At 44.7% G+C, this 14,080-nt stretch carries 9 protein-coding genes and 1 tRNA gene; 8 read left to right on the top strand and 2 right to left on the bottom strand.

What is annotated here, in order from left to right; genetic code table 11:
* The first annotated feature begins 162 nt into the window (after window positions 1-162).
* From ABVC65_RS01810 to ABVC65_RS01785, 6 genes are all read left to right on the top strand, one after another.
* Window positions 163-1,122: a dihydrodipicolinate synthase family protein gene (locus ABVC65_RS01810; protein WP_014554271.1), complete on the top strand. Its 960-nt coding sequence runs from the start codon at window positions 163-165 to the stop codon at window positions 1,120-1,122.
* 170 nt (window positions 1,123-1,292) lie between these two features.
* Window positions 1,293-2,105: a glucosamine-6-phosphate deaminase gene (gene nagB, locus ABVC65_RS01805; protein ID WP_004116530.1), complete on the top strand. Its 813-nt coding sequence runs from the start codon at window positions 1,293-1,295 to the stop codon at window positions 2,103-2,105.
* Window positions 2,106-2,180: 75 nt separating this feature from the next.
* Window positions 2,181-3,440, top strand: coding sequence for an N-acetylglucosamine-6-phosphate deacetylase (nagA, locus tag ABVC65_RS01800; protein WP_353582465.1), 1,260 nt, complete (start codon window positions 2,181-2,183; stop codon window positions 3,438-3,440).
* Between the two features lie 498 nt (window positions 3,441-3,938).
* A tRNA-Leu gene (locus ABVC65_RS01795) sits at window positions 3,939-4,021 on the top strand.
* A gap of 170 nt (window positions 4,022-4,191) precedes the next feature.
* Window positions 4,192-6,903: a sialidase family protein gene (locus ABVC65_RS01790; protein WP_353582464.1), complete on the top strand. Its 2,712-nt coding sequence runs from the start codon at window positions 4,192-4,194 to the stop codon at window positions 6,901-6,903.
* Complete coding sequence (locus ABVC65_RS01785; protein WP_353582463.1) at window positions 6,887-7,684, top strand: FadR/GntR family transcriptional regulator; 798 nt, start codon at window positions 6,887-6,889, stop codon at window positions 7,682-7,684. Before ABVC65_RS01790 ends, ABVC65_RS01785 begins: the two co-directional genes overlap by 17 nt.
* A 421-nt stretch (window positions 7,685-8,105) precedes the next feature.
* On the opposite strand, the gene tgt is transcribed toward ABVC65_RS01785, so the two are convergent.
* Window positions 8,106-9,407 (bottom strand): tRNA guanosine(34) transglycosylase Tgt, encoded by a 1,302-nt coding sequence (gene tgt / locus ABVC65_RS01780; protein WP_353582462.1) that lies wholly within the window; start codon window positions 9,405-9,407, stop codon window positions 8,106-8,108.
* 365 nt (window positions 9,408-9,772) lie between these two features.
* Here tgt and ABVC65_RS01775 point away from each other — a divergent pair, with 365 nt between their 5' ends.
* Entirely contained in the window at window positions 9,773-11,623 is a 1,851-nt protein-coding gene (locus tag ABVC65_RS01775; protein ID WP_353582461.1) for a S1C family serine protease, read from the top strand.
* A gap of 9 nt (window positions 11,624-11,632) precedes the next feature.
* Window positions 11,633-12,343 (top strand): nitroreductase family protein, encoded by a 711-nt coding sequence (locus tag ABVC65_RS01770; protein WP_353582460.1) that lies wholly within the window; start codon window positions 11,633-11,635, stop codon window positions 12,341-12,343.
* Between the two features lie 24 nt (window positions 12,344-12,367).
* Here the strand turns inward: ABVC65_RS01770 and ABVC65_RS01765 are convergent, their stop codons facing one another.
* The gene (locus ABVC65_RS01765) at window positions 12,368-14,077 is read right to left on the bottom strand and encodes an ABC transporter ATP-binding protein (protein WP_353582459.1); all 1,710 of its coding nucleotides are present in this window, start codon (window positions 14,075-14,077) and stop codon (window positions 12,368-12,370) included.
* Between the last annotated feature and the right edge of the window lie 3 nt (window positions 14,078-14,080).

Below are 14,080 nucleotides of genomic sequence, written 5' to 3'. Positions count from 1 at the left end.
CAAGCAGGTGCTAGTCGCTAGTTGCTAGCTTAAATGCGCGGGCGGTCTGTTAAGACCTTGCAGTAAATCCATGCAGGCCGCCCATTAATTCCAAAATCTAAAGTCATAAATCATAAGTCATAAATCATAAAAAGTCATAAAAAATACGAAAGAAGTTTAATCATGGCAGAAAAATTCCACGGCGTTATTCCACCAGTAGTTACGCCATTAACGGCAGACGGCGAAGTAGACGTTGTTAGCTTTGAGCGTTCGCTTAACCGAATGATTGAAGCAGGCGTAGACGGCTTGTTTACGCTTGGATCTTCTGGCGAAGTTGCGTTTAGCACAGATAAGCGCCGTCGCGAAATCATTGAAACCGTAATGCGCATTGTTGACGGCCGCGTGCCAGTGTTGGTTGGGTGCATCGATACGGAAACAAACCGCGTTATTGAGCATGCAAAGGAAGCTAAGGAGCTTGGAGCGGCTGCAATCGTTGCAACAGCGCCATTCTACGCACTCGGCGGCATGGCAGAAGTTGAGCGCCACTTCCGTCTTATTCACGAAGCTGTTCCAGATTTGCCACTGTTCGCTTACGATATTCCAGTTTGCGTACACACAAAGCTTCCAGGCGCTTTGCTTGTAAAGCTTGGTAAAGATGGCGTACTTGCAGGCGTTAAGGATTCTTCCAACGATGACGTTTCGTTCAGGTTCCTTGTAGACGACAACAATAAGGCTGGCCACCCATTGACTTTGCTTACGGGTCAAGAGGTTGTTGTTGACGGCGCATACATGGCTGGCGCAGACGGTTCTGTTCCAGGACTTGCAAACGTTGAGGCCACTGGATACGTGCGCATGTGGAAGGCTGCTCAGGCTGGCGATTGGGCAACGGTTAAGAAGGAGCAGGATTGGCTTGCTGCTTTGATGCGAATCGTTACTGTTCCTAGCGGAGTGGCAGGCTTCGGTGCTGGCGTTGGAGCATTTAAGACCGCAATGGCGTTGCTTGGTGTGTTTGACACAAATCAGATGCCAGATCCAGTCTGCCCACTTAAGGGAGAAAACGTTGAAGCCGTGGCTCGCGTTCTTAAGGAAGTTGGCTTGACTTTGGCAAAGACCCCAGAAGAAGTAAGCGCTTCTACTAAGTGAGTATTTTTATCAGATAATTTAAGCAAATAATTTAAACAAAATCGTTTATTCATGGTGCATAGTAAATAAATGGTATTGCGGCGTACGCTTAAAACGTATGCCGCAATGCTAATATTTGCTTGGAGTATTTGCAGAATCAAATCACCAAAGCTTTAAAGGAGAAGCTAAAGATGGCTGAAGTTATTATTGTAAAAGATCAGGATGAGGCAGGCGAGCTATACGCCGAATCTGTTGTAGATTTGATTAGTCGCAAGCCAGACGCAGTACTAGGATTGGCAACAGGATCAAGCCCATTAAAAGCCTACGAGCATCTTGCAAAGCTTGTAAAAGACAAGAATGTTGACGTAAGTCGCGTGCGTGGATTTGCGCTTGACGAATATATTGGATTGCCATTAGAGCACGAACAGTCTTACCACAGCACAATCCGCAGAACTGTAACAGATTTAATAGGACTAAACCCAGATTTAGTTCATGTTCCAGGAGATGTTCTTAATGGAGCGCCATTAAGCGAAGGTGATAAGATTGCGCACGCTGGAGCAGACTACGACGCTGCTATTGCTGCCGCTGGTGGGATTGACGTGCAAATCTTGGGAATCGGCTCCGACGGTCACGTAGGATTCAACGAGCCAGGATCTTCTCTTGCATCTGGCACTCGCGTTAAAACACTAACCGAACAGACTCGCGTAGACAACCGCAGATTCTTTGACGGTGATATTAACCAAGTTCCAACTCACTGCATAACACAAGGAATTGGAACGATTTTGCGCGCACGTCATCTTGTGCTTCTTGCGTTTGGTGAAAATAAGGCAGATGCTGTAGCTGCAACAGTAGAAGGTGGAGTAAGCTCGCTATGCCCAGCTTCTGCGCTTCAAATGCATCCTCATGCAACAGTGATTATAGATGAGGCTGCTGCAAGCAAACTTAAGCTTGCTGACTACTATCGCTGGGTGTATGCAAATAAGCCATCTTGGCAGGGGATCTGATACACAAGTCTAAAATTTAAGATAATAAATTTAAGATAATAAGATATCAAATAAGCACAAGCATAGGTGAATGAAATGTCAAAAGATGTGTATTTAGATGCCGTAAAGAAGATTGATGATTCACTAAAATCAAACGAGGGGCGCAATTTTGTAGTGCGCAACGTAAGTGTTGTGGATGCTCGAGGAATTGTACCTAATTCGTGGATTTTGGTTAGTGACGGCGTAATTCTAGAGACTGGCATTTTAGATGAAGACCTTGCTTTAGCTATTAGAACTCGCGGCTTAAGCGCATCTGATTTAAGTGTTGTGGATGGGCGTGGCTGTTTTGCTACGCCAGGGTATATTGATCTGCACGCTCACGGAGCCTGGGAGCATTCGTTTGACGATGGTGCCGAAGGTATTGCTATAGCGCGCGCGTATCACATGCTTCACGGAACAACTAGACAAGTTCTTAGCTTGATTACAAACCCTCTTGACGTAATGCAGCAGAATTTGCGTACTGTTAAGCGTGTTATGCAAACGCGCCCAGATGTGCTTGGGTCGCATTTAGAGGGTCCGTTCTTGGCATTGTCTCGAAAAGGCGCTCACGACCCTAATTGCTTAGTGGATCCTACTCCTGAGCGCGTTGAAGCATTGCTCGAGGCAGCAGATGGCACTTTGCGCCAGATTACTTTGGCTCCTGAGCGAGAACACGGCATGGAGGCGATTAAGCGTTTTGTAGAAGCTGGCGTGATTCCGGCAGTGGGGCATTGCGATGCGGATTATCGAACAGCTCGCGCAGCTTTTAACGCTGGCTCTACGCTTATGACTCACATGTTTAACGCTATGAACGGCATTCATCACCGTAAGCCAGGTCCAATTCCTGCTGCTTTGGAGGATTCACGCGTAACTATTGAGCTTATTAACGATGGTTTCCACGTTGAAAACCCAGTTTTGCGAATGGCTTTTGATGCTGCTCCTAATCGCATTGCGTTTGTGACGGATGCTATGGCTGCAACAGGATGCGCAGATGGAAATTACAAGCTTGGTGCTCTAGACGTTACGGTTACAGACGGTCACGCAAGGCTTGTTTCTAATGGAGCTATTGCAGGATCTACCCTGATCTTGGAAGTGGCAGTTAAGCGCGCTGTTAAAGAACTTGGCATTGGTTTGCCAGCAGCGATTGCGGCTGCAACTCTTATTCCTGCACGTGCGCTTGGAGTGGATAAGCCGAATGCTATAACTAGCGCTCCTTTGGGCTTGGTTGAAAAAGGATACGCTGCCGATTTGCTTTTGCTAAATCCAGGGACTTTGGCAGTTGAGCACGTTTGGTGTGACGGCCATAAAATTTCGTAACGGAAATCGTATCGTTGCGATTAAAGTGATGTCAATGTACTCAGGCATCACCATTGAAGATGAAAGAACCGCTCTCGTTTGGGGGCGGTTCTTTCATCTTATGCACACCAAGCTATGTAACTCTTGCGTATTCCTGCGTGAGCGCGGCTAATCCACGCTAACGATTTTCCTTACTTTGTGTTGCGCGAGGTTTGAGTATTTCTCTCCTCGCAAGTCCCGTCGCTACGCTCCTCTTTTATTGCTCGTATAGAAATACATCAAACCTTCTGAATGTCTAGAACTTTTGCGTGTCTTTTATCACCGAGATTCTCGATTTTTCTTCTTCATTCGATGAATCACCACCTTCGGCGCTGAGGTTCATCTCATTCAGTGCGAAAAATCTCGAATCTCTACCTAACCTGGCAGCGTTATCTAATCAATTGCGGATAATTCGTAAACAACACACAAGTGTCAATATTTGCTAAACGGCTGCAAATATGGTAGATTTGTGCTCTGTATGCGAACGTGGCGGAATGGTAGACGCGCTGTCTTCAGGTGGCAGTGAGTGTATGCTCATGCGGGTTCAAGTCCCGCCGTTCGCACTCTTTAAGAACGTTGATTTTTCAACGTTCTTTTTTATTTTGTGACATCATCTTACAGCAGTTGCGCGTTTGCATAAAAATATGTGATAGACTAAATAAGTAGATGTCGTAAGACGTCAGACGTGTTAAAACATAGTGGTTTTAATTTTTCTGGTCATGGAGGACTAAAGATGGAACGCCGTTCAACGAAGACGACGAGCCTTATTGAAGATATCGCGGATATCGAGGGTTCGAAGCATACGCGATTCAGCCATGCCACAATAAAAATTACACCATCTAGCGAAAACGCATCATGCCTCAATCGTAAAGATAAAAACGAAGGAATAAATCAAAACGAAGGAATAATAGGATTTAAATTTGTAGCAAATGCGGATTGTGATTTATTAGATATTAAGCCCGCGCAAAAGTCGGAAGCTTCTGCACAACAAGAGCACACAACTCCAATAATAAAAATAAGTATTAAAGAAGACGCTCCACTGCTTAGTGCACAAAATCTTTTAGAAGATATCGCAGACGCAAACGGCGCGAAAGAAATTGTGCTACACATGGAAGACGCCTTAAACATAAGCAACGGGCGCGAACACGATTTTGCAATAACGTACGGAAGTTTTGGAAGCCGATTCTATTTAGACGGATACCAATGCTTTGCAAGCGCGACTAATCTTGGGCCGCAAAGAGTGAGTGCAAAAGCGGCTGAGGCGTGTGCAGCAACGAAAAAATCTTCGCAAATCTATGATTTTTATTACTCAAGTCACTTGCCAAATCCAGGAGAAATTGCAAATTCGTCCACTCAGGCACAGCCAGACATATGGTTTGCAGGACCTACTATTTGTGCAAGAGACATAAAACGCGTATCTTGCAAAACGAGCGGAACTCTGCACATTCAATTCAGATTGCGCGGACCAGGTCAGCACGGAGTGCTTTTTGCTGCTGGAACAAAAACTAAACAAGAATTTAGCGAAAAAATAAGCGTGTATGCAGGGCAAGAAGGTATAAAAATCACGCTAATCGACGACGAAACAGGCGTAAAAAGCGTAATCGAAGCAGCCGCAAGCGTTGACGACGGCGAATGGCACGACTTGATTATTCGCGCAAATCGCGGAGCAACAGACATTTGCGTAGACGGTTACAGCGAGTCGCACAACATAGGACAATTCTGGTTTGCAAACATAACGGGATTAAACGCCGTAAGCATTGGCGAAGACTTGCGCGGAGTGCGATTAATGGGCGAAGCCAGAACGGGAGGAATTTACTTTAGCGCGCTCACCGAAGGACAAATCCAAAGAATATCGAAAGTAAAGCCACTTGTAACAACAGCATTATTTGACACGGGATATGCAGAATCTCGCAGCTACAGAATACCATCTCTTGTAAAAACGCGCATGGGAACGCTAATTGCAGGAGCCGATCAGCGAACAAGCGTTTCAAACGACGCCCCAAACCACATAAACTTTGTAATTCGCAGATCCACAGATGGCGGAAAAACGTGGGGTCCTTTGCAAACAGTAATCAACATGCCTGGCAAAAACCTTGGAAAACTGGGCGCGAGCGCAATCGACTCCTGCCCTATTTTAGATCCAGCGGGAAAAAGCGAAAGAATTAACGTATTAATAGATCTTAATCCTGGCGGAATTGGGTTAACAAATTGCAAAACCGCTGTAGGCGTGGACGAATGCGGAAGAATCAAGCTGGAAGATCGCTTTGGCAGACACTACGCAGCATTAATGGATGGGAGCGCGGCCGTAAAACTGCCATGCGATTCTAGCGAAAAAGAATGCTTAACAAAGTGGCTAGTTTTCCCAGACGGAAGTATAAAAAATAGCGATTTGAGTGATGATTTGAATGGTGATTTGAATCGTAACTTGAACAGCACTTTAAGCAATAATCAAACTTGCGACAGTTCCACGTGGAACATATGGAAATCGCAAGAAATTGCAAGCGAAAGTCAGCCATTATTCGCCGAAAAAACGTGTTATATAGCGCAAATCTACTCGGATGACGACGGCAAAACGTGGAGCGCGCCACGTCTAATCGATCACATGGTTAAAGAGCCATGGATGAGCTTCGCTGGAGTATGCCCAGGGAATGGAATTGTTATTAGACAAAGCGAAAAACATTACGGCAGAATACTCGTGCCATTCTATTGCAGCGCTCAAAGCAAATCACACTATTCTTCGGGAGCGCTTATTTCGGATGACGACGGCAAAACATGGCGCCGAGGCAAAATGATTAACGAAGGACGATTAATCAACGGAAAAATCGTAGATCCTATAACAATGCAAGACGACGATGCCACAAGCTCCGAAACTGTGTTTGTTGAACGCAAAAATGGCGATATTTTAGCTTTCTTCCGAAATCAAAATCGCTCGGGATGTGTAGGCAAAGCCATTAGTCATGATTGCGGAGAAACGTGGAGCGAGCTGATTTTTGACACAAGTTTGCCAGAAATATTCAGCCAGCCGAGCACAACCTGTTTTAACAGCGAAAATGCAGATTGCATAGCCTTTGCAAACGCGAGCCAAATGATGCCCTATCGCGGCCGCGGAGTTGTGCGATTCAGCTACGACGGTGGGCAAACGTGGGCAAAAAACGTGTGCATAAACCCATTCCATCACGTTTATCAATGCCTTAGCTCTAGCAATAAACGAACTTTGCAACTACTGTGGGAAAGAGAGACTACTGGAATCTATATAACAGCAATAGATTCCAATCTTTGGAAGCAGGATAATTTACAAATAGGTTTTAAAAGCAATGCAAAAAGTTTAAACAATACAGATTTAGATTGTATAAAAAATAAAATAAACACAAGTGAAAAAATGAAAGATTTAGAAGAAGGAAGCCTTACGCGAACTGAAAGGAGCCAACATGGAAGAGACATTTAGCAGCCATGAAGACGACGAGATGACAACACTAGATCGTTTATCTTTCTTACAGGCAAGCTCAAACTCAAACTCCGCTCCAATCACAGCTAGAAAACGCTGCGATGAAACAATGGATGCGATCAGGTCGCTCATATTAAGAGAACGCTTGCAGCCAAAAGACATGCTACCAACAGAACCAATGCTTTGTAACTTGATTGGCGCATCAAGATCTTCGGTGCGCGAGGCAATTCGTAAGCTTGAAGCGCTTAATATTGTGGAAGTTAAGCAAGGAAAAGGCATGTTCGTTGGCTCATTATCGCTTGACCCAATGGTGGAAACACTTGCATTCCGCTCTTTAATCTCAATAAATAAGAATTTTGAAGATTTAAGCGATGTTGTAGAAATGCGAAAATTCCTAGACCTTGGGTGCGCGGATAAGGTGGTTGAGTCACTTAAAGGAACGCAGCAGCCAGAGCTGGAAACGCTTTCGGAAATAATGGCTAAAGAGGCGCACGCTGGAAAAACGTTCCTAGAACAAGACATTGCTTTCCACACTGGTATTTTGCACGCGGTAAACAATACGATTGCAGAGCAATTCGTGCGATGCTTGTGGCTTGTGCATATGGCGGTTTTGCCACAATTGGGATTGGAAGTTTCGGACGAACTTGAAAAGACAGCTAGAGCGCACGAGCTTATGCTTAAAACAGCTATTGCGGGAGACGCAGATGGGTATAGGCAGGCTGTAAACGACCATTATGAGCCAATTCAGTCTATTTTGCTCAATAGACTGCATAAGCACTAAAGCACGTAATTCCCTTACGAATAGACGATTTCGAGCTGCGTAATGCGTAAACTATTCCCGCTTTTTGTTGTTAGACACGCCGTTTAGAGCTACAAAAAGCGGAAAAATCGCTCTCGCTGACTGCATCACGTACGGTAGAGATTCGAGATTTTTCGCCGCGAGCGAGGTGAGCCTCAGCGCCGAAGGTGGTGACTCGCCGAGAGAGCAAGAAAAATCGAGAATCTCGGTGATGAAAAACACGCAAAAGTTCTAGATATCCAGAAGGTTTGATGTATTTCTCTACGAGCAATAAATAGCGCCATACTGAGGCCTTGGAATATTAACGTTCATAAGACCCCCGTAAAGGAGCGCGTCACTTGCGAGGAGAGAAATACTCAAACCTCGCGCAATACCAAGCAAGGAGCGCGCAACACCAAGCAAATTATCCACGCGAGCCATTTTCGTAGTAGTGCGCAAGCGATTCATCGCGGAAGTTTTCAAAATATCCGCCGTCAATCGATGCACGAATATCGTCTAGAAGTTTAATAAAGAATCGCTCGTTGTGAATAGTGGCAAGCGTGTATCCGTTCATCTCTTTAGCGCGTAGCAAATGATTTACATACATGCGCGAATAATGCGTGCAAGTGTAGCAATCGCATCCAGCTTCAAGCGGACCCTGATCGTGCTTAAATTCGGCGCGCTTCACGTTATATCGTCCGTGGCGAGTAAAAATCGCGCCGTTTCGTCCGCATCGTGCAGGAGCCACACAATCAAAAGTATCGCCGCCGTTTTCTACGCAAGCAAAAATGTCGTCTACAGCAGCAATTCCAAGCACATGGCGAGGGCGATTTTCTGGCATAGCGTCGCAAATCCAAGCGCAAGTATCCCCAATAATGCGCTTTTCAATTGCGCCGCCGATTCCAACGCCGTCAAAGTCAAGTGAAGCAATCTGCTCTGCTGCATGCCTACGCAAATCTTCGTAATTCGCACCTTGAACTACTCCATACAACGCTTGATATGGCTTTCCCAATCGCGCCTCGGTTAATCGCTTGTGTTCAGCAACACAACGCTTAGCCCAGCGGAAAGTGCGCTCAACAGACTCCTCTTGATAACGGCGAGTGTTCATAAGAGTTGTAAGCTCATCGAAAGCAAACATAATATCAGCGCCAAGCTTATGCTGAATACCCATTGAGATTTCCGCACTGAATCGGTGAGTTGAGCCGTTGAGCGGCGACTTAAAAGTAACGCCATCTTCGTCAACGAATGCCATACGCTCTTTGCCTTCTGCAATAACGTCGTCGGATTTCATTCCAGTAACGTCCATTGCAAGAGTTTTCTTAAATCCCGCTCCAAGCGAAAGCACCTGGAAGCCGCCAGAATCCGTAAAAGTTGGACCATTCCAGTTCATAAACTTTGCAAGCCCGCCAGCTTCGTCTAGAATGTCTTCGCCAGGACGCTCATATAAGTGGAATGCGTTAGAAAGCATGCATTGGCCACCCAAATCTTTTATTGACTCTGGCAGCACTGCTTTCATTGCGGCTTGAGTTGCAACAGGCACAAAAGCAGGCGTGTGAATATCTCCATGAGGCGTGTGAATCACGCCTGTACGTCCGTATCGTGCGCCGTCACGCCCCTTGCCGTCCGCCGTATTTTCTAAACGCGTTTTCGTTACAAACGAGAATTCTCTGCGATCTCCTGGTTTACCAGGCTCTGCTCCGCGTGGCTGTTCAATAAGATTAGTCATACCTTTTACTCTATTAGAAGGTATGACGATATGCTCATAAGTTGCGGCATTGTGCGCGGAAAAGTCGCCAGCAACCGTTCGTTAAATTCTACGTGTTTATGTATTTTCTATAAAAACCGCTAGCTAATTTTACGGTATTCATACGGTAACTATATGGTATTTATACGGTATTATATGGCTAAATATTCAGGTAATTTTAAGAGCAAAACGGTTAACTCGTATTGTAAGAAAATTAAATCTTAGATTTTAACTTACGCTTTATTTGAGTGTAGAGAGATTAAATCGCGTAAAAATCGCATATTAACTTGTATGAATGCGTGTAGTCAGATTAGAGTATGTTGTGTTAAAAGATTTAAGGAGGATTAATGGCTGACGATATTTATGATTCTAAGGCCTATGATTCTAGTGATGTGCAATCTGAGCAGTCTTCACAAGGACAGTCGCAGACGGAGAATGCTAAGCAGACTGGTCAGGATGAGCCTCAGATTTATCGTCCTGCTCCAGAATATGGTGCATATGGTCCTGTTAATACTGGTGACGGAAGCGATGAAAATAATTCTGCAAACTCTTCGGTTGCTGGCGACTCTTCTGCTAATGATGGTGAAGAATCGTCAAGAAACACAGTTAACGGAGATTATGTGCGTTCGGATGACAATTTGGATAATCCGTTCTTGCCTTATGCTGATCCTTATAGCAGCAATATTAAAAATTCTAGGTTTGGGAATCCTTATGATTTGAGTGATGATGCTGCTGATGGCGATGCTGCTGATGGCGATGCTGGCGATAATCAGGATGATGCAGTTCATGGCGAAGTACAGGTCGTAAATCAGGGTTCAAATCAGAATCCAAATCAGAATCCAAATCAAGGTCCACATGTAGTGTACAAAAAGCGTGGCGCTAGAAAAGAGTCCAGAGAAAACTCAAATATAACAGTGGCGATTGTGTCGTCAATTATTTCTGCAGTGGTATGCGTTGTTGTAATGTCATTCGCTATTACTCAAGGACTAATTTCTATTCCAGGTTCGGGAACGCTTGCAGATGTAGGCACACAATCATCTTCAAAAGGCACAGCAGTAGTAAAAGGTGGTCAATCTCCAGATTGGCGTTCGGTTGCTAAAAACGTTTCTGGCGGCGTTGTGTCTATTCAGGCGCGCAATGACAAGAATATGAGCAAAGGCTCTGGGGCAATAATCGACAAGCAAGGTCATGTTGTTACAAACAATCACGTTATTGCTGGAATGCAACAGTTGCAAGTAACGCTATCTAATGGCCAGATTTACAAGGCAAAGCTTGTTGGAACCGATAAAACTACCGATTTGGCTGTGCTTAAAGTAGACGGTTTACCAAGTAACGTAAAGCCAGTTGAGTTTGCTAATTCTGATGCGCTTGCTGTTGGAGAACCTGTGATGGCAATTGGAAATCCTCTTGGTTACGACGATACTGCTACAACAGGCATTGTTTCCGCGCTTAATCGCCCAGTTTCCGTTATGGATGATCAGAGTCGTTCGGAAATTGTAACAAATGCTGTGCAAATTGACGCTGCAATCAATCCTGGTAATTCTGGCGGACCAACTTTTGATGCTGCTGGAAAAGTAATCGGTATTAATTCTTCTATTGCCGCAACTTCTGCTAGAGGTGGCACAGCAGGGTCTATTGGAATTGGATTTGCTATTCCATCCAATCTTGTTAAGCGCGTAGTAAACGAGATTATTAAGAATGGTTCTGTAAAGCACGTTGCTCTTGGAATTATGGTTAAAAGCGTGAACGTAACGCAAAATAACATTACGCGCGGCGGCGCTCAAGTGGCGTCTGTAACTCCTGGCGCTCCTGCAGCAAAAGGCGGAATGCGTGCTGGAGATACAATCGTGGCGTTTAATGGAAAGCCTGTGACAAGCAATTATTCGCTTTTGGGATTTGTGCGCGCTACCGCTTTGGGAGATAAGGCAACAATAACAGTTGTTCGTGGTAACGGAACTGTCAATCTAACAGTCAAGTTTAACCAAGAAGAAGCTGCTGTTAATGGCGCAACTCGTCAAGACCCTCGATCCTTGAGGAAGCGCGGAAGTAAAAAGCCTGATTCTTCCGATAAGAAGAGCCAGAACAACAATGGAGGCGATTCTTCAGATGGAGATGATGATCCTTTGGATCAGCTCCCTCGAGGCGGAGACGACGATTCCGACGATGGTGGCATTTTTGACCCATTCGGTTTCTGGTAAACTGATAGTATGACTTACAAAGATTTTGGCCAACTTGCATCGGAGCGGTTTTCTGCACGCGACTTTTTAAACAAGCCGATTGAGCAAAACGTTTTAGAGTCAATATTGCACACTGCTTCTCTTGCGCCAAGCTGGAGCGACACAAGAGCTTACGCGCTTGCGATTGCGCAAGGTGGCAAAAAAGATCGCATTGTAAAAGCTTATTTAGATAAGTGCAATGCAATGCTTAAAGCCAAAGATAAGAGTTTGAGCGAATCTGAGCGCGCTCAGTTTGCTCAAGAGTCAGCGCCTAATGGCGACGTTCCTGTTGCAAAGCCGTACCCCGACGATCTAAAACAGCGAAGCGCTAAACTCGGTCTAGCGTTATATTCGCATTTAGGAATCGAAAGGCACGATTTTGCAGCCAGGAACGCCCATACGCGCAGAAATTTCGAAGCTTTTGGAGCACCCGTTATTGGCTTTGTTTTAGCTAGACGCGACTTTATGCCATTTGCTGCAATGGATGCAGGTCTTATGCTACAAACGCTGTTTCTTGCTGCTAAAGATTTAGGCGTTGACTCTTGTCCGCTTGGAGTTTTGGCGACCTGGCGAGATCCGCTAAACGCGGAGTTTGACGTTCCAGAAAACATGGAGCTTTTAACTGGATTTGCGCTTGGGTATGCTAGCGATTCGCATACAAACGAGTTTAGAGCCGAGCATCCAAAGATTGAGCTGCTTTAGCGATTGCGAAACAATCGTTTTTGCTTATTTTATATGCGCTTTGCGCTCGTAAATAGTAGACGTGCTTTCATAAACCCAAGCTTTCCAAGACGTTTTAACGTTGGAAACAGCGTGCGCATTGTAATGCGAAATGTTGTAGTTTAAAGCCAAGAAGTAGTACCACGGCTGGCTGGATTCGCTAACAAAAAATTCTGGCTCGCCCTTTGCAGCACAATCCGTCAACTCTTGTGCTTGCTGGCTTGCAGTAGGGCTTTCATTCGTTATAAAGGTCTTGTTTTCGTAAGCGCAATCTATAAGATTTTTAGAAAAATAAGGGTTTGCGCCTATTAAAAGCCACGAATATTGGTGAGTGTCGTTTTCTTCGTGAGAAATAACTTTTCCACTTTCGTCAACCTGCTCGTCGTTATGGAGCCAAGATGCTACAAAACGCTTATTTTGCAAGTGATTACTAGATATGTATTGTGCTACAGCTCTAGAAGGCGAATAGTCAAACAGAATGTCGTTTACGCAAGCAAACGCGTTCCAAATTAGGCTTGGTGCAAGGATTATCGATATTAGTAGGTTGATTTTAAAAGCTTTGTTTTTTATAAATCTGAATTTAGTAGGGGCGACTTTAACAAAAATCGCAGGAATATCTTTTGTACTAAGCGGCTCTTTTATGTGACTAATCCAAAGCACACTAAGCAAAAACACAAATATTAGACCTGCGTGGTGAAGCGTAAAATAGCGAACAGCTACGATTGTAAGGACAAAATAAGGGATTACAAGAGCTGTAAGGAGTTTTCTGCGCTTGGCGATTCTAATGGCAAACGCCCAAATCGCAAGGCTAAACAGCGTGCATATTGCAATTGGCAAAAAGTCAAAAGGCATTCTTCGCATTGAAATATCGCCATAAAAGCTTGTAAACATGCTTTCGGAAGGCATTACGAATATAAAAGCGAAGCATTTTGCAATTGTTGAATTGCCATCAATCGTTGCGCGAGTTGCGAATGCGTTTTTTGCTGGCCATGCAAGAGCAAGGTTTGCAGCGCCAAAAATGGCGATTAATCCCCAAGATATAAGTCGCGACCAATTTGATGCGATTGTTGCTTTAATCGCGTGAAGAATGGAGCTAAAATTAAGAGTTTTGCTAATATTCTTGCTAAAAACTCGCCAAATCCAAGCAATTGTAAAGCCTGCAGCAAATGCAATCCCATACACGCTAAGCAAGCACATAAACATAAGACTAATCGCAAGTTTCCAAGCGCTAGAAGTTTTAGAATCCGCACTATTCCAATAATGTGCCGCTACTAGCAAGCTTAAGCAAAGCAAAGCGTATGGTCGCGATGTAACACCGTACTGGAAGCAAGCAAAATAAGTAAACGGAATAAGAAAAGTTGCAAGGCTGCTTGCGCTTTTAAAAGGCGACTTAAAAATAAGCCACGCACCCAGTAGGCTTGCGCAAACCAGTTGAATACCCTTAATTCCAAACTCGTATGGAACGCCATTTTTAGCTGCGATCGCAAGCAAAAGATTCCAAAAAGGAGGGTGACCCTCGTAATGCGTTCTAACGCTAATAATGTCTGTAAGCGACGAATCGCGCGCAATCAGCCAGCTTTGAGCTTCGTCAAACCAAGGTTCGTGGAAACACATTACGATTGCAATAATCGCAATGTATAAAACAAAAGCTAATAATAAAGCCAATGTGCGCGCGTTATGTGAATCTTGTAAATTGCGTGGCTTAAAAATCCGCATGAG

Origin of the sequence: Gardnerella vaginalis, from assembly GCF_040427915.1 — a bacterium.
Lineage (GTDB): Bacteria > Actinomycetota > Actinomycetes > Actinomycetales > Bifidobacteriaceae > Bifidobacterium > Bifidobacterium vaginale_C.
The sequence above is the reverse complement of the archived record's forward strand: the minus strand, read 5'-3'. Positions and strand labels throughout refer to the sequence as shown.

What these genes read in the sequence shown, in the direction of transcription:
- ABVC65_RS01810 (WP_014554271.1), top strand. Translation starts at nt 163, where the DNA reads ATGGCAGAAAAATTCCACGGCGTTATTCCACCAGTAGTTACGCCATTA.
- nagB (WP_004116530.1), top strand. Translation starts at nt 1,293, where the DNA reads ATGGCTGAAGTTATTATTGTAAAAGATCAGGATGAGGCAGGCGAGCTA.
- nagA (WP_353582465.1), top strand. Translation starts at nt 2,181, where the DNA reads ATGTCAAAAGATGTGTATTTAGATGCCGTAAAGAAGATTGATGATTCA.
- ABVC65_RS01790 (WP_353582464.1), top strand. Translation starts at nt 4,192, where the DNA reads ATGGAACGCCGTTCAACGAAGACGACGAGCCTTATTGAAGATATCGCG.
- ABVC65_RS01785 (WP_353582463.1), top strand. Translation starts at nt 6,887, where the DNA reads ATGGAAGAGACATTTAGCAGCCATGAAGACGACGAGATGACAACACTA.
- tgt (WP_353582462.1), bottom strand. Translation starts at nt 9,407, where the DNA reads ATGACTAATCTTATTGAACAGCCACGCGGAGCAGAGCCTGGTAAACCA.
- ABVC65_RS01775 (WP_353582461.1), top strand. Translation starts at nt 9,773, where the DNA reads ATGGCTGACGATATTTATGATTCTAAGGCCTATGATTCTAGTGATGTG.
- ABVC65_RS01770 (WP_353582460.1), top strand. Translation starts at nt 11,633, where the DNA reads ATGACTTACAAAGATTTTGGCCAACTTGCATCGGAGCGGTTTTCTGCA.
- ABVC65_RS01765 (WP_353582459.1), bottom strand. Translation starts at nt 14,077, where the DNA reads ATGCGGATTTTTAAGCCACGCAATTTACAAGATTCACATAACGCGCGC.